Annotated in this window: 1 rRNA gene; it reads right to left on the reverse strand. The window is 56.8% G+C overall.

Annotated features, from left to right (window positions below):
- Window positions 1-735, reverse strand: a 23S ribosomal RNA gene (locus tag J3P29_RS19510); the annotation flags it as partial.
- Window positions 736-970 lie beyond the last annotated feature (235 nt).

Here is a 970-nt window from a genome sequence, read left to right on the forward strand (position 1 = left end):
CGCCCTATTCGGACTCGCTTTCGCTACGGCTCCGCTCATCGCTTAACCTCGCCGCATACGAGCAACTCGCTGGCTCGTTATGCAAAAAGCACGCCGTCACAGTTCAAAGAACCGCTCCGACCTCTTGTAGGCACACAGTTTCAGGTTCTATTTCACTCCCCTTCCGGGGTTCTTTTCACCTTTCCCTCACGGTACTAGTCCGCTATCGGTCACCTGGAAGTACTTAGCCTTAGAGGGTGGTCCCCCTAGCTTCAGTCCGCGTTTCACGGGCGCGGACCTACTCAGGAACAACGACAGGAGGCTCCATGGTTTCGGCTACGGGACGTTTGCCCTCTACGGTGCGCGGTTCCACGCGCTTCGCCTACCATGAAACTTTGTAACTCCTGGCCAGCCGGCCACGACTGACAACGCTGCCCTACAACCCCGAACACGCAACGCGTAGCCACTTACACGTGCTCGGTTTAGGCTGATCCCTTTTCGCTCGCCACTACTCAGGGAGTCTCGGTTGATTTCCTCTCCTCGGGGTACTGAGATGTTTCACTTCCCCCGCTTACCTCTACCCGCCCTATGTGTTCAAGCGGGAGTAACGCCGAATTACCAGCGCTGGGTTTCCCCATTCGGAAATCCACGGGTCAAAGGCTGTTCAACGCCTCACCGTGGCTTATCGCAGTCGTCCACGTCCTTCATCGGCTCCAGGTGCCAAGGCATCCACCGTGTGCCCTTACTATCTTGACGGTGATCCCGACAACACCCAAACGAGCATTGCCGGTGTGATACCCGATCCCGCAACGAGCGTTGGATCTCGTCACGGGAAAAAATCGCTGTGTAGTTTTCAAAGGCCGCCGAGGGACAAGCACCCACAAAGGTGCCCGGTCTCTCAAAACGCAACAGCACACGACAAACACCCACACCGAAAACGATGCAGGCATGCACGACCAGGTCCGGTCAACATTCAGGAAACAGACACCGC

Source organism: Patulibacter sp. SYSU D01012 (assembly GCF_017916475.1).
In the GTDB taxonomy this organism is placed as follows: domain Bacteria; phylum Actinomycetota; class Thermoleophilia; order Solirubrobacterales; family Solirubrobacteraceae; genus Patulibacter.